The sequence below is a fragment of the Actinoplanes subtropicus genome (genome assembly GCF_000721705.1).
Taxonomy (GTDB): domain Bacteria; phylum Actinomycetota; class Actinomycetes; order Mycobacteriales; family Micromonosporaceae; genus Actinoplanes; species Actinoplanes subtropicus.
In genome coordinates, this window is record NZ_JOJL01000001.1 from 272727 (window position 1) to 292967 (window position 20241).

The 20241-nt window shown below is 70.5% G+C and carries 17 protein-coding genes; 9 read left to right on the top strand and 8 right to left on the bottom strand.

The window, feature by feature from the left end; translation table 11 throughout:
• Positions 1-978: 978 nt before the first annotated feature.
• Entirely contained in the window at positions 979-2271 is a 1293-nt protein-coding gene (locus tag IH26_RS0101290; RefSeq protein WP_084598536.1) for an acyltransferase family protein, read from the bottom strand.
• Between the two features lie 19 nt (positions 2272-2290).
• On the bottom strand, positions 2291-3832 hold the full coding sequence (locus IH26_RS0101295) for a GGDEF domain-containing protein (protein WP_030434210.1): 1542 nt from the start codon (positions 3830-3832) through the stop codon (positions 2291-2293).
• A 114-nt stretch (positions 3833-3946) separates the two neighbouring features.
• On the opposite strand from IH26_RS0101295, the gene IH26_RS0101300 reads away from it, so the two are divergent.
• From IH26_RS0101300 to IH26_RS0101315, 4 genes are all read left to right on the top strand, one after another.
• A complete protein-coding gene (locus IH26_RS0101300) occupies positions 3947-4477 on the top strand; it encodes an RNA polymerase sigma factor (RefSeq protein WP_030434211.1) in 531 nt (176 codons plus the stop codon).
• Positions 4474-5523 (top strand): CU044_5270 family protein, encoded by a 1050-nt coding sequence (locus tag IH26_RS55315; RefSeq protein ID WP_030434212.1) that lies wholly within the window; start codon positions 4474-4476, stop codon positions 5521-5523. The genes IH26_RS0101300 and IH26_RS55315 overlap by 4 nt, the downstream gene beginning before the upstream one ends.
• A 156-nt stretch (positions 5524-5679) precedes the next feature.
• Positions 5680-7848, top strand: a complete 2169-nt coding sequence (locus IH26_RS0101310) for a carbohydrate-binding module family 20 domain-containing protein (protein ID WP_034213185.1) — start codon at positions 5680-5682, stop codon at positions 7846-7848.
• Positions 7849-7945: 97 nt separating this feature from the next.
• On the top strand, positions 7946-9001 hold the full coding sequence (locus IH26_RS0101315; RefSeq protein ID WP_030434214.1) for a LacI family DNA-binding transcriptional regulator: 1056 nt from the start codon (positions 7946-7948) through the stop codon (positions 8999-9001).
• Between the two features lie 232 nt (positions 9002-9233).
• On the opposite strand, the gene IH26_RS55320 is transcribed toward IH26_RS0101315, so the two are convergent.
• A complete protein-coding gene (locus IH26_RS55320; protein ID WP_030434215.1) occupies positions 9234-10343 on the bottom strand; it encodes an alpha/beta hydrolase family protein in 1110 nt (369 codons plus the stop codon).
• Positions 10344-10839: 496 nt separating this feature from the next.
• Between IH26_RS55320 and IH26_RS0101325 the strand changes: the two genes are divergently transcribed.
• Positions 10840-11391: a GNAT family N-acetyltransferase gene (locus tag IH26_RS0101325; protein WP_030434216.1), complete on the top strand. Its 552-nt coding sequence runs from the start codon at positions 10840-10842 to the stop codon at positions 11389-11391.
• 7 nt (positions 11392-11398) lie between these two features.
• Here IH26_RS0101325 and IH26_RS0101330 read toward each other — a convergent pair whose 3' ends face one another.
• From IH26_RS0101330 to IH26_RS0101340, 3 genes are all read right to left on the bottom strand, one after another.
• A complete protein-coding gene (locus IH26_RS0101330) occupies positions 11399-12013 on the bottom strand; it encodes a GNAT family N-acetyltransferase (protein WP_030434217.1) in 615 nt (204 codons plus the stop codon).
• Positions 12014-12030: 17 nt separating this feature from the next.
• On the bottom strand, positions 12031-13563 hold the full coding sequence (locus IH26_RS0101335; RefSeq protein ID WP_245664864.1) for an APC family permease: 1533 nt from the start codon (positions 13561-13563) through the stop codon (positions 12031-12033).
• A gap of 62 nt (positions 13564-13625) precedes the next feature.
• Positions 13626-14264 carry a GOLPH3/VPS74 family protein gene (locus IH26_RS0101340; RefSeq protein WP_030434219.1) on the bottom strand — a complete coding sequence of 213 codons (639 nt, stop codon included), beginning with the start codon at positions 14262-14264 and terminating at the stop codon, positions 13626-13628.
• A 230-nt stretch (positions 14265-14494) separates the two neighbouring features.
• Here IH26_RS0101340 and IH26_RS0101345 point away from each other — a divergent pair, with 230 nt between their 5' ends.
• From IH26_RS0101345 to IH26_RS0101360, 4 genes are all read left to right on the top strand, one after another.
• The gene (locus IH26_RS0101345) at positions 14495-15382 is read left to right on the top strand and encodes a helix-turn-helix domain-containing protein (protein WP_030434220.1); all 888 of its coding nucleotides are present in this window, start codon (positions 14495-14497) and stop codon (positions 15380-15382) included.
• Between the two features lie 41 nt (positions 15383-15423).
• Positions 15424-15636, top strand: a complete 213-nt coding sequence (locus IH26_RS0101350; RefSeq protein WP_030434221.1) for a DUF397 domain-containing protein — start codon at positions 15424-15426, stop codon at positions 15634-15636.
• A gap of 207 nt (positions 15637-15843) precedes the next feature.
• Positions 15844-16866, top strand: a complete 1023-nt coding sequence (locus IH26_RS0101355) for a LysR family transcriptional regulator (RefSeq protein WP_051807208.1) — start codon at positions 15844-15846, stop codon at positions 16864-16866.
• Between the two features lie 103 nt (positions 16867-16969).
• Positions 16970-17623 (top strand): hypothetical protein, encoded by a 654-nt coding sequence (locus IH26_RS0101360; RefSeq protein ID WP_030434223.1) that lies wholly within the window; start codon positions 16970-16972, stop codon positions 17621-17623.
• Here IH26_RS0101360 and IH26_RS0101365 read toward each other — a convergent pair.
• Positions 17620-19500: a sensor histidine kinase gene (locus IH26_RS0101365; RefSeq protein WP_030434224.1), complete on the bottom strand. Its 1881-nt coding sequence runs from the start codon at positions 19498-19500 to the stop codon at positions 17620-17622. The genes IH26_RS0101360 and IH26_RS0101365 overlap by 4 nt on opposite strands.
• Positions 19493-20179 carry a response regulator transcription factor gene (locus IH26_RS0101370; protein WP_084598537.1) on the bottom strand — a complete coding sequence of 229 codons (687 nt, stop codon included), beginning with the start codon at positions 20177-20179 and terminating at the stop codon, positions 19493-19495. The genes IH26_RS0101365 and IH26_RS0101370 overlap by 8 nt, the downstream gene beginning before the upstream one ends.
• Positions 20180-20241: the final 62 nt, after the last annotated feature.

A 20241-nucleotide genomic window follows, 5' to 3' on the forward strand; every position in this document is an offset into this window, starting at 1 on the left:
TTCGTGGTGGTGGCCTGGCAGCTGGCGGCCGGGGCGTATCCGGTGTGGCTGCGCCCGCTCGAGGCCGGTCAGCTGGCGCTGCTCGCCGCGCTGGTCGTCGCGGTCAACCGGCCGGTCATGCGGGCCGCCTTTCCACGGGTGCCCGACCCGCGGCCGCGCAACCGGCGGGCCGCGCTGACGCTGGCCGTGCTGGCGCCGGTGGTCGCCGAGGCGACGCTGGGCACGGTGCCACTGCGGATGTTCTGGGCGCTGCTGGTCTTCGCGCCGGTCTACGCCGGCGGCGCGCTGTTCCTGCGCGAGGCGTGGCGGCGCACCGGCGGCGGGCATCTCAACCTGCTGCTGCTCGGCGTCGCCTACGGCCTGGTCGAGGAGGGCCTGGCCCTGCAGAGCCTGACCAGCCCCCACCTGTACGGCGCGGCCGGCTGGGCGCCCCGGCTCCTCGGCGTGAACACGGATTACACGGAGCTCAACCTGGTCTACCACGCGGTCTTCAGCATCACGATCCCAGTCGTCCTGGTCGAGCTGCTCTTCCGCCGGCACGGCCCACGGCCCTACCTGCGCCGCGGCGGCCTGATCGCGAGCGGGGTGCTCGCCCTGCTCGGCGCGGCCCTGATCCGGGTCGCCGTCCCGCCCTCGGAAGACCCCGGCTACACCATGCCGCCACTGGCCATAGCGATCGTCGCGGCGCTGGCCATCGCCTTCCTGGTGCTCGGCCTGCGCCTCCGACTGCGCCCGACGCCCCGCTCGGCTGGCGCCCGCTCGGCTGGCGCCCGCTGGGTTGCGGCTCGCCGGGCTGCGGCTCGCCCGGCCGCAGCCCGCTCCGCCCCCACCCGGCCGGCGATCCTCGCGGTCGGCGCGGCCGTCGCCACGTTGGGTTTCCTTGCCCTGCTTTGGCCGTTCGACGACACCGAGCGGCACGGTTGGTGGCCGTTGTTCCGGATGGCCGCCGCCGCGCTGATCGCCGTGAGCGCGCTGCTGCTACTGCGCGGCCGGCAGCTGACCCCGCGCCACCTCGTCGCTCTCTGCTGCGGCGCGCTCGTTGCGCACAGCGCCTTCGGGCTGGTCAGCAACGCCGACAGCACGGCCGACCGGCTGTTCCTCGGCGCCGTCATGGTGCTTACCGCCGCGCTGGGCCAGCAGGCGGCCAAGGCGCTGCCCCGGCACCTCGATGAAGCGGTGGGCGAACCAGGAAAGCCCGAGGAGCAGGCCCAGGAACCCGGCCACCGCGAGCAGTTCGACCGGTCCGTGCAAGCGTTCGCCGAGCGTCGTCAGTAAGGGCGCCAGCAGCCCGATCAGCGGCACGTGGATCAGGTAGATCGAGTAGCTGACCAGTCCGAGCCAGGCCAGGAAGCGGGGCACCCGGCGGTTCCGGCAGGCCAGCCCGATCGCGAAGGCGCCGCCGATCACGGTCAGCGTGATCACCGAGCGGGCCAGGTATCGGGGGATCAAGGCATGCAGCGCGACCAGCTCGGCGAACCAGTTGGTGAGCAGGGCCGCGGCCACCACGGCGATCGTCAGGGCGGCATGCCACCTGGGGATCTGGCCGTGCTGGGCTCGGTAGATCGTGGTGCCGGTGAACATCACGGCCGGGATGAGCAGGCCGTCCCAGACGTGCGACGCGTCCTGGTCGGCCAGCAGCAGGGTGAGCGCCAGCGCCAGCAGCAGGATCGCGCCGGTCAGGACCGCCGGGCGGCGGCGGGCAGTCAGCGCGGCCAGGCCGAGCGCCAGCACCGCCGCCACCAGGAAGGGCAGGGCCGGGCCGGCCAGGCGGCTCGGCGACAGGGGAGCGGTGGCCACCCCGGCCACCGCGAAGGCGATCGCCGCCGCCGCGCTCGCCTTGTGCACGCGCAGGGCGAAGAGGGCCGCCACGATCAGGTAGAACGCCATCTCGAAGCTGAGCGTCCAGACCACCGGCGTGAGCAGCGGCGCGCCCAGCAACTGCGGCAGCATCGTCAGGTGGGCGACCGCGCCGGCCACGGTCAGCGGCACGCTCACCGCCATCAGCGCGCAGACCACCAGGTAGAGCGGGTAGAGCCGGGCCAGCCGGCCGATCCAGAATCGGCGCAGGTCGCCGTGCCGTTCCAGGGACGCCGGAATGATGTAGCCGCTGACCAGGAAGAACAGCATCACCCCGGCGGGCCCGGCGTGCAGCCACTCGGCCGACACGTCCCGGGCGCCGCGCAGCAGGTAGTGGCTCAGGTGCGCGTAGACGACGAGCAGGGCCGCGACGGCCCGCAACGCGTCGAGCCAGGCCATCCTCCGCTGCGGCATCCGGGAAGGGTACCCGCGATCAAGGGATCGGGAGCGGCGCTTCCATCTCCGCGTGGTAGCGCTTCCACGTGCCCTTGCCCGCCGACTTGGCCGCGTACATCGCCACGTCCGCCCGCCGGATCAGCGCGCCCGCGCCCTCGCCCGGCTCGGCCGCGGCGGCGCCGATGCTCGCGTTCGCCCGCACCGCCGACCCGTCGATCTCCACCGGTACCGCGAGGGCCTCGAGGATCCGGCGCGCGGTGTCCTCCGCCTCCGGGCCGGCGCAGTCGCGCAGCAGCACCGCGAACTCGTCGCCGCCCAGCCGCGCCGCCACGTCGCCGGCCCGCAGCGCCGCCCGCATCTTGTCGGCCACCGAGATCAGCAGCGTGTCGCCGGCCGCGTGGCCGAGCGTGTCGTTCACCGCCTTGAAGCCGTCAAGATCCACAAGCAACACCGACACCCCGGACGTACGCTCCAGCGCGGCCTCCAGCTGCTCGTAGAAGTGCGTGCGGTTGGCCAGCGCGGTCAGCCCGTCGGTGTGCGCCTGGTAGGACATCTCCGCCAGGGTCGAATCGAGCCGGCTGATCAGGTCCTTGTTGTCGTGGAACGCCGCCAACTGCCGCCCGGCCACCAGCAGGCAGATCGCGCCGAGCCCGGCCACCACGCCCCACAGCCGGGCGTCCACGCCGCCGGGCATGACCACGATCAGGGCGATGAAGGCGATCACCATCGAGCCGTACGGCAGCAGGCTGTAGGGCTTGCGGCGGCGCTCGCCGAACGGCTCCGGGTCGAAGCGGGCGATCAGCTCCTGGATCCGCGGCCCGAGCGCGATCAGCAGCGACGGCATGAGCCGGATCAGGTAGACCGCGGCCGGCAGGCGACCGACCGTGGGTGGCGCCACGAACTGGCCGATCGCGGTGAACGCGGCCGCCGTGATCATCGGGATCGCGGCGGACTTCCGCATCGGCGCGTTCCCGCTGAGGATCATCTTGACCGCGGCGAACCCGGCGGTCATCGCCACCCCGGCGGCGGCCAGCGTCCCGAGCACGGCGGCCCGGTCCGACTGCCCCGGCTGCACCGCGAAGCACCAGGCGATCACCGCCCCGCCGACCAGCACGGTCGCGGAGTCCAGCCAGAACGCGAGCCGTTCCCGCCCGGACCGGCCCGGATGGGGATGGACCAGCATCGCCACCACGATCACCAGCAGGCCGGAGCCGAAGCACGCGGTCTGCACCATCCCGCCGTTCGTCGACCAGGTGCCGGGCGGGGACAAAAAGGTCAGGAAGGTCTGGGTCGTGTCGCCGGTCAGGAACAGGAAGCCCACCCCGGCGAGGATCCGCCAGAATCGCCGGGTCGCGCCGGTGGCGACCGGCAGGACCCGCCACGACGAGTACGCGAGCAGCGCGTCCAGCGGCAGCTGGGCGACCCAGAAGGTACGGACCTGCCAGAGCGTGCTGGTCTCCGAGGGGCCGGCCAGCGCGACGAAGAGGACCGCCGCCACCAGGGTCAGGGCCGACGAAGCGAGCAGCAACGGGTCACGGCCCAGCGAAGGCCATTGCCGCAGGCGCCCGGGTGAGTCCACGAGCCTTCGTATCGACCGCCCGCCGCCGGTCCTGAGGAAGCGGCGGTAAGAAACCGGGCCCCCCGCGCACTACCTCGTGACGGCGTACCTTCCAGGACCAAGGAGCAGGAGCACGTGACCGAATCCGACCCGGAACGAAGGTTCACCGCGATCTACGACGAGCACCGGGCCCAGGTGTACGCGTACGCGGTGAGCCGGGCCGGCCGCCAGTTCGCGGACGACATCGTCGGCGACACGTTCCTCGTGGCGTGGCGCCGGCTCGACGTGGTGCCGCCGCGGCCGCTGCCGTGGCTGCTCGGCGTCGCCCGCAATGTCATCCGCGAGCGGTATCGCGACGAGGCCCGGCAGGCGAGCCTGGCCGCCGAGCTGCGCGCCTGGGTGACCGAGGCGGGCGACGACCCGGCCGACGGGGTGGCCGAGCGGGTGGCGGTGCTCGCCGCCCTCGGCGCCCTCACCGAGCACGACCGTGAGCTGATCACGCTGGTCGCCTGGCAGGGGTTGCGGCCCCGGCAGGCCGCCCAGGTGGTCGGCTGCTCGGTGGCCACCTATTTCGTCCGGCTGCATCGGGCCCGCAAGCGATTGCGCGAGGCCCTGGACGCCCGTCAAGTCGAGATCACCCTTCCCCTCCAGGAGCACACCCGATGAACGACCTGATCCGCATGGTGGCGTCCAGCCGCCCGGCCCGCCTCGACGAGAACGAGGACACCCGCCCCGACCCCGCCTCGATCATGGCCCACCCGCAACGGCCGGTCGCCCGGCCGGCGTCGCGTCGCCGGCTCGTGGCGGCGACCGCGCTCGCCGTCGCCGGTGCGGTGATCGTCGGGGGCGTCGCTGCGCGGACGAACGAGCCGGGCTCGACCCCGTCCGCGACCGGGACGACTACCGGCACGAGGACCGGCACGCCCGCGCCGGCCACCGCCCGCGCTCTGCTCCTCGCCGCGGCCGAGCAAACCACGCAGGACAGCTCGAACGGCCGATACTGGCGTATCGTCATCGAACAGGGCGAACGCCTCGAAGTGGGCCCGGCCTCCCGTCCGTACGCCATCCTGCGAAAGATCTCCGAGGAGCGCTGGCTGCCCACCGGCCAGCAGGCCGCCGCGGGGGCCGTCGTCGCCCGGATGCTCGGCGCGCGACCGGTCGGCGCCGCCGACGAGGAGGCCTGGAAGGCCGACGGGTCGCCCCGGCAGTGGCGGCAGGGCGACGTCGTGATCACGATGGCCGGCGGCCCGCGCGGGGTCAAGATGGCGCCGGCCGGCGCCGTCGGGCTGTGGCTGGCCGGTGCCCCGGTCACGATGAAGCAGTTGGCCGCGCTGCCGAGCGACCCGGCGGCGTTGCGGAAGTGGCTGCTCGCCCGGCTCGACACCGCCGCCGAGGGGCCGGCCGACTATCTGCTGTTCGTCGCCGGGCAGGCCCTGGTCACCGAACTCCCGGTGCGCCCGGCGGTGCGGGCGGCGACCTATCGGATGCTCGCGGACCTGCCCGAGGTCCGGCTGTTCGGCGCGGTGCTGGATCAGCACGGCCGGGCCGGCACGGCGGTCGGCTATCTCCGCAACGGCAGCGAGACCCGGCTGATCGTGGACGGTGCCGACGGGCAGGCGCTGGCCCAGGAGTCCTGGCACGGCGACACGCTGCTGAGCTACCAGGTGTTCGAGTCGACCGGCTACACGAACGAGGCGCCGCCCATGCGGTGATCTTTGCAAGCTCCTTCCAGGGGTATCCACCAGGACGGTTCCACAGGGGACGTACAGGCTCTGCAAGATCTTTCAGAAACTTATTGACGCATTTGAAACAATCGAGCATCCTCGTCGTAACCGTCCTCCCCTCAGCAGGGTCCCCAAGGGAGCGCCATGAAACGAAGCCTCCGCGCGGCCGGCGCCGCGGTCGTGCTGGCGGCGAGCGCGCTGTTCGCGTTCACCGCGCAGACCATGACCGCGAGCGCCGCCGTCACCCTCAACAACTCCGATGTGACCGCCAACCTGTGGGAGTGGAACTGGAACTCGGTCGCCACCGCCTGCGCCACGCAGCTCGGCCCGGCCGGATACGGCGCCGTCCAGGTCGCCCCGCCGGCCGAGTCGGTCAGCCTCGCCACCAGCGACAGCGGAGCGCACCCGTGGTGGGAGGTCTACCAGCCGGTCTCCTACAACCTGACCAGCCGCTTCGGCACCCGGGCGCAGTTCTCCGCGATGGTCACCGCCTGCCACAACGCCGGCGTCCGGGTCTATGTGGACGCCGTGGTCAACCACACGGCCGGCTCCAACAACACCCTGACCACCACGTACGGCGGCTCGACCTTCAACCCGACCGGCTACACATACCCGGCGGTGCCTTATACCTATGACGACTTCCACCACCCGGGCGACGGCTACTGCAACGACTCCGACGGCGTCATCGACGACTACAACGACGTCTCCGAAGTGCAGAACTGCATGCTCCTCTCGCTCTCCGACCTGAAGACGCAGAGCACCACGGTCCGCGCCAAGATCGCCGCGTACCTGAACGATCTGATCGGGCTCGGCGTCGACGGCTTCCGGGTGGACGCCGCCAAGCACATCGCGCAGGCCGACTTCGCCGCGATCAAGGCGCTGCTCAACACCACCACGGCCGAGGGCAGGACGCCGTACATCGCGCAGGAGATCTTCACCGGGTCGACCAACAGCCAGCTGCAGCCGGCCGCCTTCACCGCGAACGGCGACGTGCTTGGTTTCTCGTACGCGTACGGCCTCAAGACGCAGTTCGCCAACGGCACGCTGAACAACCTGTCGGGCATCCCGTCCTGGAGCCTGGACGCGACCAGCGCCCAGACCGCGGCCATGGTCACCAACCACGACCTCGAGCGGGACGGCACCACCCTGCGGTACCAGGACGGCACGAAGTACACGCTGGCCAACTACTTCCTGCTCGCCTACCCGTACGGCAAGCCGTTCATCTACGACGGCTTCACCTTCTCCACCTCGAGCACCGGGCAGTCCCCGCCGGCCGACTCCAACGGCTTCGTCACCGACACCAGCTGCACCAGCGGCGCGTGGCAGTGCCAGACCCAGTCGACCGGGATCAAGGGCATGGTCGCCTGGCACAACGCGACCCAGTCGGTCACCACGGTCGCCGACTTCACCGCGACCGCCGCGAACATCATCGGGTTCCACCGCGGGTCGCTCGGCTGGATCGGGATCAACGCCTCCGGCAGCGCGTCGACCGCCACGTACACCACCGGCCTGGCCAACGGCACCTACTGCGACGTGATCACCGGCGGCGCGACTTCGACCGGCTGCGCCGGCACCGCGGTGACGGTCTCCGGCGGCACCGCCTCGGTGACCATCCCGGCGAACAGCGCGGTCGGCCTCGACGTCAACGCGATCTCCGGCGGCGGCTCGACGACGACGGCCCCGACGACCACGCCGACCACGGCCCCCACGACCACCCCCGCCACCGTGGCGGCCACCTTCAACGAGTACGCGACGACCACCTCCGGCACCAACGTCTACGTCGTCGGAAACGTCTCCGCCCTCGGCAGCTGGGACACCGGAAACGCGGTGGCCCTCTCCTCGGCCGGCTACCCGATCTGGTCCGGCTCGGTGAACCTGCCCGCCAACACCGCGATCGAGTACAAGTACATAAAGAAGGACTCGTCCGGCAACGTCACCTGGGAGAGCAACGCCAACCGCACCACCACGACCGGCACCGCGGCGGTGACCTGCAACAACAGCTGGAACGTCGCCAACGCGTCGGCCACCTCGGTCACCTTCGACGAGACCGCCACCACCACGACCGGCACCAACGTCTACGTGGTCGGCTCGATCGCCGCCCTCGGCAGCTGGGACACCTCGGCGGCGATCCCGCTCTCGTCGGCCGCCTACCCGACCTGGAGCCGGCTCGTGATCGTTCCGCAGAGCACCAGCTTCGAGTACAAGTACATCAAGAAGGACGCGTCCGGGAACGTCACCTGGGAGTCCGGGAGCAACCGGACATATTCCACCGGCACCTCCTCCGCGTACAGCACCAGCGACACCTGGAAGTAGGAGCGCGACACGCCGGTCGTGGCATCTGTGGCCACGACCGGCGTGGCCTGCGGCTCAGCCGAGCGCATCGGCATAGGCGAAGGGTTATTGTGACCGCATGCGTGCACGCCTCTCGGATATCGCCCGGCAGGCGGGCGTCAGCGAGGCGACGGTTTCGCGCGTCCTCAACGACCGCCCCGGGGTCTCGGCCGACACCCGCCAGGCCGTTCTCACCGCGCTCGACGTGCTCGGCTACGAGCGTCCCGAGCGCCTGCACAAGCGCAGCGCCGGCCTGGTCGGCCTGATCGTCCCCGAGCTGGAAAATCCGATCTTCCCGGCCTTCGCGCAGATCATCGAGAGCGCTCTCGCCCAGACCGGTTACACGCCCGTGCTGTGCACCCAGACCCCCGGCGGCGTCACCGAGGACGAGTACCTCGAGATGCTTCTCGACCGCCAGGTCAGCGGCATCGTCTTCGTGGCCGGCCTGCACGCCGACACCACCGCCGACCACGAGCGCTACCAGCGGCTGATCGACCGCCCGATGCCGATCGTCTTCGTCAACGGCTTCGCCGAGGGCATCGCGGCCCCGTTCATCTCCTGCGACGACAAACAGTCCGCCGAGTCCGCGGTCGCGCATCTGGCCGCGCTGGGCCACGAGCGGATCGGTTTCGTCTCCGGCCCCGAGCGTTTCCGGGCCGTCCAGCGCAAGCTCGAGGGCTACCACAACGCGATGCGCCGGCACGTCCCCGGCTACGATCACCGTTCCCCCGAGGAGTTCGTCGCGCTGACCCTGTTCGGCGTCGAGGGCGGCGAGGTGGCCGCCGGCCAGCTGCTCGACCGCCAGGTGACGGGCCTGGTCTGCGGCTCCGACCTGATGGCCCTCGGCGCGATCCGGGCCGCCCACCGCCGCGGCCTCACCGTCCCCCGCGACCTCTCGGTGGTCGGCTTCGACGACTCCCCCTTGATCGCCTTCACCGACCCGCCCCTCACGACCTTGCGTCAGCCGGTGGCCGCCATGGGCAACGCCGCGGTCCGAGCCCTGGTAGACGAGATCAACGGCCACGCCGCCCCCCGCTCCGAGTACATCTTCCCGGCCGAGCTCGTGGTCCGCGGCTCAACCGCAGCCGCCCCCAGCCGGCGCTTGACCAAGCCCACCCACATCCCGGCCGCCTAAAACCTTCTGGGCGTACGCGTCACGGCTCCCACGCGGAACAGCGGCCGCCCCCGCCTCTCCCCGCGATCGCCTGCAAAACAAGGCCGTGACGCGACTTTCGCGTGAGGTCTTGGGGAACGCAGACACGCGAGACGCGCGCTACGGCCTGGGATGCAGGTGGTCGCGTTGAAGAGGCGGGGCGGCCGCTGTTCCGCGTGGGACTCGCCACGCGTACGTGCGGGTGGTGGTGAATTCAGAAACGACCCGCCAGCCAGGTAGCGACCGTATCCGCCGAATCGATCACGGCTGAGTCGTGGGTTGCGCCGTCGATCTCCTGGTAGGTGACCGGCTGGGAATAGGCGTGCAGCTCGTCGACCAGCATCTCGGTGAGGAAGGCCGGGACCGATTCGTCGGCCGTGCCCTGGATCAGCAGGATGGGCGCGGTCGGCGTGGTCTGGGCGGGGCTGTCCCAGTGGTCCAGCTTGGCGATCACCGAGTCGGGGAGCGCGCCGCCGACCAGCAGCTGCGATGCGGTGAGGTTCTGGTAGGCGGCCAGGATCTCGTTGAGGCAGCCGGTGTTGAGGACCGAGGTCTTCGTCTTCGCCGTGGGGGCCAGCGCCGAGTTGGCGCTGAACGACGAGTCCACCGTCTGCAGCCCGTAGAGGCCCATGACCAGGTAACCCTGGTTCGGCGTGCCGGGGATCAGCGGGGCGAGCGTGGCGGCGTTGGAGACCGGGGCGATGCTCGCGGAGCCCTTGAGGACCAGGTTGCCGTCGTACGCGGTGGCCATCTGGTTGGCGAACAGCGAGCCCTGGCCGCCCTGCGAGTGGCCGTCGATCACGTAGCTGGTGGAGAGGTAGCCGTCGAGGTTGCGGGCGGCCTTGACGGCGTCGATGATCGAGCGCGCCTCGCTGGGACCGATCAGGTACGGGTGCGACTGCGACGTGCCCAGCCCGGGATAGTCGGGCGCGGCGACCGTGAAGCCTTTGCCGAGCAGCGCGGCGATCGCGGTGCGCGCCTCGGGCCAGAAGACGTTCTGGTTGGTCGAGGGCGTGCACTGGTCGGCCAGGCCGGTCGTGCCGTGCGCCCAGGCCGCCACCCGGCTCGCCTTGTTGGTCTTCGGGGTCATGATCAGGCCGGTCGCCGTGATCAGGTTTCCGTTGACGTCGGTGGTCACGTAGGTGATGCGCTTGCCGGTGGCCAGCGGGGTGAGTTCCGGCGGCAGGGTCGCCGTCGCCGAGGTCAGCACCATGCCGGGAATCGACGCGGCGGAGGCCGGGCCGGCCGGGGCGACCAGGGCCGCGCCGACCGCGAGCAGGGCGGCCACCAGGGCGGCCACCAGTAAGCGTGGACGAGTTTGCATGCGTACTCCCTTCGTTCGTCCAACGACGCGGGACAGCGTATGGCGATAACTGTCACCGAATTAAGTACGCAGATGCGTAGTCCTTCGAGTACTGGACTCGCGGTGCAGTTCACGAAGCGCGGCCGAAAATGCGATTCCGGGGCGCAGCACAAACGCGGGTCGATGCCCGGTCGTGTCCGATTCGGACCGTGCGTGATCAGCTTGGCACACCACGGTCTAGCAGGGACGGAGCGATACCGGTAGATTCGCGGGCGGCACGGTGCCGCCGGCCACCATCGGCGGCCGGCGGCGCACATTTGATCATTCGAATTCCCCCGGGGTCGCGCAAGTTGCACAGATACCGGGCATTCGACGGTCGTTCGATGACATTGGCACATTAATTTTGGTGAACACGCATTGTGTTTGCACCGTCACTGTTCGTACTCTGTCACCAGTAGATCATTGATCTGTATGAGTGTGGACAAGCGGGTCTTGCCAGCCCGCGGGGGAGCAGAACATGCTTATCAAGGTTGTCGACCAGATCATCGACGAAGATCTGCACAGCGCTGCATGGCAGCTCTACCAGGACTGCTTCGAAGAGCTGAACACTCTCGCGGTCCAGCGCCACATGATGTACAAGTCGGAGTTCGACGAGGTGATGCGTGACCCGCGCGTCGACAAGTACCTCGCGCTCACCGACGACGGCACGCTTGCCGGTATCACCACGTACACCAACGACCTGGACGCGGTGCCGCTGATCTCGCCGCAGTACTTCCAGCGGCACTGGCCCGAGCACTACGCGGCTCGCAAGATCTGGTACATCGGGTTCATTGCCGTGAGCCCGGAACACCAGGGGCGCGAGGCGTTCGCGCAGATGGTGGAGCAGATGTACCTGGTCGTCTCCATCCAGAACGGGCTGGTCGGACTGGACATCTGCTCCTACAACGACGATGTCCGCCACATGTCCCGGGTCTTCCGGATGATGATCAGCCGGAACTCGGAGAGCATGCGGTTCAACCGGATCGACCAGCAGTCCTACTGGCTGTACGAGTTCCCGTCCGCCGCGTAAGTAGGTCTCAGTCCATCGGCGGCCTCCACATGCACCAGAGGGGTGGCCCGTCGGGTAGGTCGATCACGGACCGGACCTGGTATCCGTGCCGGAGGTAGAGGTCGCGGTTACGAGGGTCGTTCGCCTCCAGGTAGGCCGGCAGTCCCGCCGCATCGAGGCGGCGGTGATGCCGGCGCAGCAGTGTGCTGCCGAGCCCGCGTCCCTGCCGATCGGGGCGCACGGCCAGGTATGCCAGGTAGTGGTGGCCGCCGGCCGGGTGCTCAGCGTCGAGCGCCGCGTCCAGCAGGCACGCCCGGTCGTAGGCGTCGCCGGCCACCTCCTTGAGCCGGCGGTCGTAGTCGAGCGGTGCCGGCACCGCGGTCGTCGTCGGTAGCCAGAGGGCGGCACCGGTCAGCCGGCCGGTGTCGCCCTCCGCCGTGGTGTACACGTCTCCGAAGCGGAGGGCGTGCTCCACGAAGATCGCGAAGTAGTCGTAGCTGCCGCGGTGCCGAGCCGTCGCGTCCGGCTGCATCCACCGCGCCACCCGGCCGTCGTGCATGGCCACGGCGATCAAGCCGGCGATGTCGGGCGCGCCCACCGGCGCCAGGTCCCGGATCACCTGATCTCTCACGGCGTACGACATCGCTGGGGCCGTCCTTGTCAATAGGGGTAGCTCCGAGCACCGACCGGGTCGGCGTGCAGCGGCTTGGGGAAGTCGTTGTCGGTCAGCAGGCTGACTCGGCCGTCGGCACCGCGGCCGATCTGCGCGTAGACCTCGGGCCGCCCGGCTCGCATGATCCCGGCCCAGCAGAAGCCGATCAGCGCGACGCCGCAGTAGAGCACCGGGATCAGCCACTGGAACGGCGAGCTGCCGTCGACCTGGAGCAGTTCGCCGAAGCCGATCACGGTAGCGGTGAGGACCACCGAGAGCAGGAGGAAGGAGAGGAAGGGCGCGATGAAGGCCCGCCACACGTTCTCCCGGCGCCGGCCGCGGGCGAAGAACCCGATCACGGCGGCGGAGGTCGCCCACATCAGGATCAGCACGCCGAGGCCGCCGATCGTGCTCATCCAGGCGAACAGGTAGACGAGTGGGTCGAGGCCGGAGACGGCGTAGAGGCTCAGCGCGATGATCGCGATGATGCTCTGGGTGATCGAGCCGGCCAGCGGCGCGCCGGTGCGCGGGTGGGTGCGGCCGAATCCGGAGGGCAGCACGCCCTCGCGGCCGAGCGCGAACTGGTAGCGGGCGACCGCCGCCTGGAAGGCGAGCAGCGCCGCGAAGACGCTGGTGAGGAAGAGCAGGTAGCCGAGGTCGATCAGCGGTGTCGGCAGGTGCTTGCCGACCAGGAAGAAGACCAGGTCGGTCTGGTGCTCGCCGGCGGTCGCCGCGATGTTCTCCGGGCCGGTGGTGACGGCCATCGCCCAGGCGGAGATGCTGCACATGAAGGCGGCGATGATGACGGCCCAGTGGGTGGCGCGGGCGATCGTGCGCTTCGGGTCCTTCGCCTCCTCGGAGAGGACCACGGTGGCCTCGAAGCCGACGAAGCCGGCGATCGCGATCACGAGGAGGGAGCCGGCGACCGGGGTGAGAAGCGGTGCCGGGCTGAACGAGGAGAAGGTGATGTGCCCGTTGTGCGGGTGGCTGACCATGGTCAGGTCGTAGATGAGCACGATGCTGATCTCCAGGACCAGCAGCACGGCCAGTACCTTGCCGGAGAGGTCGACCCAGAGCAGGCCGAGCACGGTGACGATCAGCCAGGCCGCGATCGCGCACACCCACCACGGGGTGACCACGCCGAACGCGGCGAGGATGTTGGCCGCCGCCGCGCCGAACAGGCCGTAGAGGCCGATCTGCATCACCGAGTACGCCGGGAGGGCCACGAACGCGGCGCCGACGCCGACGATGCGGCCCAACCCGTGACTGATATAGGAGTAGAAGGCTCCCGAGTTCACGATGTGCCGGCTCATCGCCACGAAGCCGACCGTGAACAGGGAGAGGATCGCGGCCACCGCCACATAGGCGATCGGGACGGCGGTGCTCCCGATGATCGCGTACGTGGCCGAGATCGCTCCGATGATCACGGTCAGCGGCGCGGCGCCGGCCACACCGAAGAACACCACGGACGGGACGCCGAGCCTGTTCTTGGCCAGCGCCCGTGCCACGATGTCTGGTTCGAAGGGGTCCTTCTGCGTCATCAACATCCTCCCGGCCCATTGGTCGAAGTTGTTTCGCCGGAGGTGGTGACGCCCGTTGGCACTCACCGCCGACCGACGGTCAGCACCGAGCCCACGGAGGCTTCGGTGTACTCGATGAGGTCCCGTAGGTCGCCGGGCAGCGCGTCGACGGCGCTCGGCAGGGACTGGAATGCTTGCCGGTGCATCTCGAAGTCGTAGAGCACATGCCTGGTCAGGCCGGTGGCGGCCACGAGGCCGACCAGCACCCGGTCGGTGAGGCTGAGCTCGATGCCCCGGACGAGAAGATTGGCCAACCGGGCCGGCGCCCAGGCCGCGGCGTTCCGCTGCTCGGGGCTGTTCGGCATGTAGACCACCTCGGTGGAGAGCATCCGCCGGCGGGTGATCAGGTCGACCGCACCGAGGCGCACGAGGCGCTCGCCGACCCGGATCTCGGCATCCTGCGAGAGGAAGGCGAGCCAGGTACGGACCTCACGGTGCCGTTGCTGGGCTATCAGCAGGTCTAGAATGTCGTGCGCCAACGCGTCCGCCGGTGGGTGCCGGTCGAGGATGATGAGGTCGCCGTCGGCGATCCCGATCCGTCCCTCGAGGATCAGTTCCCCCAGCAGCGCCGCGGCCAGCCCGAGACCGGTCGCCCGTGGGTGGAGCCGAGAACGGCCGGTGCGGTCCTGGTGTGCGATCAGGAAGTACTGGTCAGCCAACACGCCTGCCACGCCCCTTAGTACCCAAGTAGACCCAAGTTGTGATTGATCACTGTCTGTGCATCACGTGATAACTCGATGTCCGGCGCATCATGTACCCAACCGCAAGGTCAATACAAGAAGTACTAGACTTCTTGTTCAGCCCTTCCGGGCCTCGGTCCACGTTGGATCATGAGCACACCGGTCGTAAGATCGGTGACCTGAGGAAACCTGTAGGGCCAAGGGGAGTCCAGGTGTCCGTTGATGAGGGCCCGACGCTGCGACGGCGCCGACTAGGCGCGGAGCTGAAGCGGTGCCGAGAAGCCGCAGGATTGACGCAGGAGAATGTCTCCCGCCATTTCGAGTGGCACGCTGCCAAGGTCACGAGGATCGAGACCGCCCGGGTCGCGGTGACCGCCCGGGACGTGCGCGACCTCCTCGACCTCTACCACGTCCGGGACGACGCCTACCGGGACGCGCTGGTCGAGCTCGCGCGCATGTCGCGCGAGCGCACGTGGTGGAGTGACTACCGCGACGTCATCCGGCCGGGCAACTTCGTCGGCCTCGAGGCGGGCGCGTCGTCGATGCTCACCTGGGAACCCGTGATCGTGCCGGGTCTGCTGCAGACCGAGCGGTACATCCGGGCGCTGATGAACACCGGCCGCTCGTACGATCCGCCGCACGAGATCGACCGCCGGGTGCGGCTGCGGATCACCCGTCAGGGCCGGCTCACCGAGCGCCGCCCGCTGGAGTTCACCGCGGTGATGGACGAATCGGTCGTTCGCCGTATTGTCGGCGGCCCGGAAGTGATGGCGGAACAGCTTCGGCATCTAATAGAAATGGCTCAATTACCGAATGTGAGCCTACAGATACTTCCGTTCGGTTCGGGCGAACACGGGTTCCTCGGTGGACCGGTGGCGTTATTGGAGTTCCAAGGGGTGGACGCGCAGATGAACCATGGGATTTCCAGGCCCGAAACCACCCATCTGGATGTTGTATATCTTGAAGGTCTTGCGGGAGACTCTTACGAGGAGCAACCGGCCGAGGTTGCTCGTTACCGGAGTGAGTTCGAGCGATTGAGCGCGAAGGCGCTCGACCATCGCCAGACAATCAAGATGATCGAGAGCCTTCTGGTCGCGTAGGGCTCCGAGACAAGCGAATAGGTGAAGGGGGGTGCTTGAGCATGCTCGCGCACCATCTCAACGGCGCTGTCTGGAAGAAGGGCAGCCGCAGCAACGGTAGTGGCGGCAACAACTGCGTCGAGGTCGCGTTCCTCGACGACGCCGTCGCCGTCCGTGACAGCAAGGACCGGCAGGGCCCGGCTCTCATGTTCACGCAGGCGGAGTGGACCGCCTTCGTGGGCTCGGCCAAGGATGGCGAGTTTGACCTTTCCTGATCGGAGAGCCTACCGATAGGCACGCTCGGATGGGAAGTGCTCACACAAAGTCAACTTCGCATCCGGTGTCTAACGGAAGCTGCAACGCCCCTCACGGGGCGTTGCAGCCCGGGCACCGAACGTCGTTCGCCCATTCGCGGGCTCAGATGGCCGAAATTAACCTGTAAAGACTTTCGGAGTGGCCGGTGGCGACTCTAGGTTCCGTATGTGGAGCTGGAGTTGCGGCACTTACGAATCGTGCTCGCCATCGCCGAGGCCGGCAGCGTGACAAAGGCTGCCGCCGCGCTCGGCCTTGCCCAGCCCGCGCTCACCACACAACTGCAGCGCATCGAGCGCATTCTCGGTGGTGCGCTGTTCACCCGGGACCGCCGGGGCGTTCTTCCGACGCCGCTCGGCGATCTCGTGCTGGCCCGCGCCCGGGTGCTGATCCCGGCGGTCACCGGGCTGCGCGACGAGGCCAGCGAGCTGATCACCGCGGGCGGCCCGGCCCGCTACCGGGTCGGCGCCACCAACGGGCCGATCGTGGCCGGCCTGGTGCGCCGGCTCAACGACGCGCACCCGGGCGGCCCGGTGTCGATCCACTCGACCTGGTCGGAGAACGAGGTCGCCCGGATGGCCGTCGAGGGCCGCCTCGACTACGTCGTGCTCGGCGCGTGCGCCACCCCGCCGGGCGGGCTGCCGCCCGGGCTGACCTGGCAGGTCGTCTCCGTCGACGCGGTCTGGGTGCTGCTCAACGAGCGACATCCGCTGGCCGGGCGGGACGAGGTCGGGCTGGGCGAGCTGGCCGGGGAGCAGTGGATCACGGCGCCCGGCGACGGGTGCTTCAGCGAGTGCTTCGCGGCCGCCTGCGCCCGGGAGGGCTTCGCGCCGCGCACGCCGACCGAGATCGACGCCAGCAGCGCCTTCGACCTGGTCGCCGCGGGCGGGGCGATCGCGTTGTGCCAGGGCACCGTGCGGTCCGCGCCCGGCGTGGTCGCCGTTGCGCTGCGCGGGGTGCCGCTGCGCTGGCGGCATCTGCTGGGCTGGGATCCGGAGGGGCCGGCGGCCGGGCCGGCGGCGGAGGTGTTCGGCTTCGCGACGGAGGCGTATCTGGAGATCGTGGCGCACCGGCCGCGCTACTCCCGCTGGCTGGAAAGTCATCCCCACCTCGGTGTGCAGAAGGCCGTTACGTTGCTGCACCGCCCGAGCCGGCCCGGCTTTCTCGGCCGGAACGACCCGATGATCGCGTAGGAATCTCGGCGGGTGCCCAGCATGCCGGTCGGAGGTGAGATCCGGCTAATGTCAAAACATCCATAGATGTACGGCTATGGAAAGTTTCCATAGACTGGAGTGCGTGCAGGCCGGGGTGGTGCTGATCAGCCTCGCCGCGCTGGCGGTCTCGCTCTACGGCATCCTCGAGCGGCGCGGCGCGGCGCGCCGGGCTGAGCGGCTACGCTTCGCCACCCTGGTCGATGATCTCAACAATCTGCGCCTCGCCTACCGCCATCCGACCACCGCCCTCGAGTTCGGGGACGAGGCGGCCTTCGTGAACGCCCGGGCCGAGCTGCTCGCCGTGCAGGCCTTCCTGCTGCGGAACCGGCTGCACGACATCACCAGCCCGGAGTACCGGACGCTGGCGTTCGCGCTCAGCCGCTCCGGCTATCCGGCCGAGGCCGATCAGAGCTGGCGGGAGGCGCTGCTCGCGGCCGGCGAGGAGGGGCCGACCCAGCAGCTGTTCGCCCACCGCGGCTATGCGTTCTTCCTGTTCGCCGCCGGCCGGCCGGGGGAGGCGCGGGACCAGATGCGGCTCGGGCTCCAGGCAATCGGGTCGGCCGACGACAACGCCCGGATCCACCAGATCAAGACCTATGTGTACTGGGCGATCGAGGAGCGGACGGCCGGCGGGGAGGAGGCCGAGCTCCGGGAGCGGGCCGAGCAGGAGATCGGGCTGCTGGACAACGAGCACGCCCGGCGCCGGATGCGGGCCTTCCTGGAGAGCCCGGACTAGCGCTCGGTTGCCGAGGGCAGCAGGATCGTGAAGGTCGCGCCCTCGCCGGGGACGCTGGCGACGGCGACCGTGCCCCCGTGCGCCTCGGCGAGCTTGCGCACGATCGCCAGGCCCAGCCCGCTGCCGCCGGTCTGCCGGCTGCGCGACTTCTCCGGCCGCCAGAAGCGTTCGAAGACCAGGGCCTGCTGGCCGGCCGGGATTCCCGGGCCGGTGTCGGCCACGTCGATGGCCAGGCTTTCGCCGGCCGTACGGAGGGAAAGCGTCACCCGGCCGCCCGCCGGGGTGTGCCGCACGGCGTTGGCCACCAGGTTGCCGACGGCCTGCCGCAGCCGGATCGGGTCGGCCGTCAGGGGGTGCGACCTCGCGGCGACGGCCAGCGCGACACCGCTTCGCTCGGCGGCCGGCGCGAAGGCGTCCGCCACGGCGTGCAGGAGTTCGGCCGCGTCGATCGGCTGCGGGTGCAGCCGCAGCTCGCCCGCGTCGGCGGCGGAGAGGTCCTGCAGGTCGTCGATCACGTGCTGGAGCAGCAGCGCCTCCTCCAGCAGCGAGCTGACCAGCTCCCGGTCGAGCGGCACCACCCCGTCGTCGGCGGCCTCCAGCCAGCCGCGGATGTTGGTGACGGGGGTGCGCATCTCGTGCGCGATGTCGCCGACCATCGCGCGGCGCAGCGCCTCGGTCTGCCGGCGGTGCTCGGCCATGTCGTTGAAGGCCGCGCCGAGGGCGGCGATCTCGTCCCGCCCGGTCACCCGGACCCGGGCGCCGTCGTCGCCGCCGCGCATCCGGACGGCCGCGGCGGTCAGCGCCCGCAGCGGCCCGACCAGGCGCATGCCGACCAGCACGGTCACGCCGATCGCGACGAGCAGCACGATCCCGGTGACGGCGACGATGCGGACCCGGCCGGCGGCCGACAGGTCGAGGCCGGCGGCGGGGAGCCGGGCGCCGGGGGCGGTGACGAACAGCAGGGCCGGCGGGGCGACGTACGCGGCCAGTTGCTCGCGGCGGGAACTGGCCAGGCACGTTTCGACGGCCCGCCGGTAGTCGTCCGAGACCTGTATGGCGGACCGGCTCGTCCAGGTGCCGTTCAGCCCGGTCCGTACGGCGGGAAAGCCCTGCCGGCGCAGGCAGGTCCCGGAGAGGTCGTCGAGCCGGCGCAGCGCGGCCTGCTCGGTGGCGGTGTGCTGGGCCAGCCGATCGAGCAGGGGCGTGCAGTCGTTCGCGCCGTCCAGCTCGCCGGCCTGGGCCTCGATCCGCGGGCGGCCGCTCGGCTGGTCGACCACCTTGGCGTCGTCGGCCACCGGCGCGCCGGCCGGCCGAGCGGTTGTCTGCCGGCTTTTCTCGGCGGGTACCGGCACGATTTCCGCCGTGGGCCGGCGCAGGCAGGCAACCGCCTCGTCGGCGATCGCGCGCAGGCCGGCACGTTCGGCGGCGGTGAGCGCGTACGGCCCGACCGCGCGCGGGTCGATCCGGTCGGCGGCGGCGTTCTCACCGGCGTCCTCGCCGGCGTTCTCGCCGGCGTTCTCGCCGGCGTCGAGCGGGTCGACGGTGGCCGACGGCCGCTCCGGCAGCGTGCCGCCCGCGGTCTGGGCCAGCGGGAGCCGGTCGGGGTCGGTGACCACGATGCGGCGGCCGGTGGCGCCGGCCAGCGACCGCATCAGCGGCGCGGCGCCGGCCCAGTCGTGGTGGGTGGCGGCGTAGCCGAGCAGCGCGTCGTAGATCCTGGCGTCGTCGCTGAGGGCCTGCCCCTGCTCCTGCTGGATGGCGCGGGTCGTGGTGCGGACGGCGAGCCAGGCCGTGCCGGCCACGGAGAGCACCGACACCAGCACGGAGACGGCGAGCAGCCGCACCAGGAGGCCGCCGCGCAGCCGCCGGTCAGCCATCGGCCAGCTTGTAGCCCACGCCGTACACGGTGAGCAGCCGCACCGGGTGGCCCGGATCCGGCTCGATCTTCCGGCGGAGGTTCATGACGTGCACGTCGACGGTGCGGGCGGTCACGTACGAGTCGAACCCGTGCAGGTGGCGCAGCAGCTGGTCGCGGGTGAACACCCGGCCGGGCTCGGCGGCGAGCACCCGGAGCAGCTGGAACTCGCCCGGCGTGCAGGCCACCGGCTCGGTGCCGGCGCGCACCTCGTGGCGTACCGGATCGACCTGCAGCGTCCCCACCCGCAGGATCGGATCGACCGGGCGGGCCGCCGGCCGGGTGCGGCGCAGCAGGGTGCGCACCCGGGCGGCGAGCTCGCGCGGGCTGTACGGCTTGGTCAGGTAGTCGTCGGCGCCGAGATCGAGGCCGAGCAGCAGGTCGTCCTCGGTGCTGCGGGCGGTCAGCACGAGCACCGGCAGGTCGCTGTCGCGGCGCAGCACCCGGCACACGTCGAGGCCGTCGACGCGTGGCATCATCACGTCGAGCACGAGCAGGTCGGGCGGGTTGCGACGGACCTCCTCGAGGGCGGCCCGGCCGTCGCCGACCACGGCCACGGCGTGCCCCTCGTGCTCGAGGTAGCGCCGGACCAGCTCGGCCTGTTTCGGATCGTCCTCGGCGACCAGCACATAGGCACCCACGGCGGCGAGTCTAGGTCGGCCCGGGAGCGGCACACAGGCCGGGAACGGGAGGACTACCGGAT

Bases quoted from the DNA above. Each gene is read 5' to 3' on its own strand.
- IH26_RS0101350 (WP_030434221.1), top strand. From the start codon at position 15,424: ATGCTCGCGCACCATCTCAACGGCGCTGTCTGGAAGAAGGGCAGCCGC.
- IH26_RS0101310 (WP_034213185.1), top strand. From the start codon at position 5,680: ATGAAACGAAGCCTCCGCGCGGCCGGCGCCGCGGTCGTGCTGGCGGCG.
- IH26_RS0101335 (WP_245664864.1), bottom strand. From the start codon at position 13,563: ATGACGCAGAAGGACCCCTTCGAACCAGACATCGTGGCACGGGCGCTG.
- IH26_RS0101325 (WP_030434216.1), top strand. From the start codon at position 10,840: ATGCTTATCAAGGTTGTCGACCAGATCATCGACGAAGATCTGCACAGC.
- IH26_RS55315 (WP_030434212.1), top strand. From the start codon at position 4,474: ATGAACGACCTGATCCGCATGGTGGCGTCCAGCCGCCCGGCCCGCCTC.
- IH26_RS0101315 (WP_030434214.1), top strand. From the start codon at position 7,946: ATGCGTGCACGCCTCTCGGATATCGCCCGGCAGGCGGGCGTCAGCGAG.
- IH26_RS55320 (WP_030434215.1), bottom strand. From the start codon at position 10,343: ATGCAAACTCGTCCACGCTTACTGGTGGCCGCCCTGGTGGCCGCCCTG.
- IH26_RS0101365 (WP_030434224.1), bottom strand. From the start codon at position 19,500: ATGGCTGACCGGCGGCTGCGCGGCGGCCTCCTGGTGCGGCTGCTCGCC.
- IH26_RS0101290 (WP_084598536.1), bottom strand. From the start codon at position 2,271: ATGCCGCAGCGGAGGATGGCCTGGCTCGACGCGTTGCGGGCCGTCGCG.
- IH26_RS0101330 (WP_030434217.1), bottom strand. From the start codon at position 12,013: ATGTCGTACGCCGTGAGAGATCAGGTGATCCGGGACCTGGCGCCGGTG.